At 70.5% G+C, this 1,604-nt stretch carries 1 protein-coding gene; it reads left to right on the top strand.

The features are described 5' to 3' along the window. On the top strand, positions 1 to 1,604 hold a 1,604-nt coding region (locus ACFQU3_RS16920; protein WP_385911850.1), incomplete at both ends, for a hypothetical protein.

Raw genomic sequence — 1,604 nt, 5'->3', positions numbered from 1 at the left:
CTACACCGACAACACCGACGCGGGCACCGCCCACGCCGCCGCCGGCTACGCCGGCGACGCCAACCACACCAGCTCGTCCGACACCGACACGTTCAGCATCGGCCAGGCCGGCTCAACCACCACCATCACCTGCCCCGCCGCGCTCACCTACACCGGTGCCGCGCAGGAGCCCTGCACCGCCACCGTCACCGGAGCCGGCGGCCTCAACGCCCCCGTCACCGTGACCTACACCGACAACACCGACGCGGGCACCGCGCACGCCGCCGCCGGCTACGCGGGCGACGCCAACCACACCAGCTCGACGGACACCGAGTCGTTCACGATCGACAAGGCCGCCTCCGCGGTGGTCGTGTCCTGCCCCGCCACGGACCAGCCCTGGACCGGCGCAGCACAGCAGCCGTGCACGGCCAAGGCCACCCGGGTCGCCGCAAGCGAGGTCACCCTGACGCCGACCTACAGCGACAACACCGAGCTCGGCACCGCGACCGCGTCCGCGAGCTACGCCGGCGACGCCAACCACAACAGCAGCACCGGCTCGGACACCTTCCAGATCGTCAAGGCCCCGTCCTACGTCGCCGTCACCTGCCCGACCTCCGAGGAGTACACCGGCTCCGACATCGAGCCCTGCACCGCCCAGGTCACCGGCGCCGGCGGCCTCAACGAGAGCCTCACCGTCAGCTACGAGAACAACCTCAACGCCGGTGACGCCCGCGCCTACGCCACCTACGAGGGCGACGCGCACCACCTCGCCAGCGGCGGCGCCGACACGTTCACCATCTTCCTGATCACCAAGGCACCGAGCACCGTCACCATCACCTGCCCGGCCACCACGGTGTACACCGGCTCCGTCATCGAGCCCTGCACCGCCAAGGCCACCGGCGCCGCACTCGACCTCGAGCTCGCCGTGACCTACACCACCAACACCAACACCGGCACCGCCACCGCCGCAGCCAGCTACGCCGGCGACGCCAACCACACCGGCTCGAGCAACAGCAAGACCTTCACCATCACGCCGGCCAGCTCGACCGTCACCATCACCTGCCCGGCCGCCGTGGTCTTCACCGGGTCGGCACAGACCCCGTGCACCGCGAACGCAACCGGAGCCGGCGGCCTGAACCAGGCCCTGACCGTCACCTACACCGACAACACCAACGCCGGCACCGCCACCGCCTGGGCCACCTACGACGGCGACGCCAACCACACCGGCTCCACCAACAGCAAGACCTTCACCATCAACAAGGCCGACTCGGCCACCACCATCACCTGCCCCGCCGCGGTCACCTACACCGGTGACGCGCAGGAGCCCTGCACCGCCACCGTCACCGGAGCCGGCGGCCTCAACGCCCCCGTCACCGTGACCTACACCGACAACACCAACGCGGGCACCGCGCATGCCGCCGCCAGCTACGCCGGCGACGCCAACCACACCGACTCGTCCGACACCGACACCTTCACCATCGGACAGGCCGGCTCAACCACCACCATCACCTGCCCGGAGTCGAAGGTGTACACGGGCAGCGCCATCGAGGCCTGCACCGCCACCGTCACCGGAGCCGGCGGCCTCAACGCCCCCGTCACCGTGACCTACACCGACAACACCAACG

Origin of the sequence: Terrabacter sp. GCM10028922 (assembly GCF_042666095.1) — a bacterium.
GTDB lineage: Bacteria > Actinomycetota > Actinomycetes > Actinomycetales > Dermatophilaceae > Terrabacter.
This window is presented reverse-complemented; position numbering and strand designations above follow the sequence as displayed.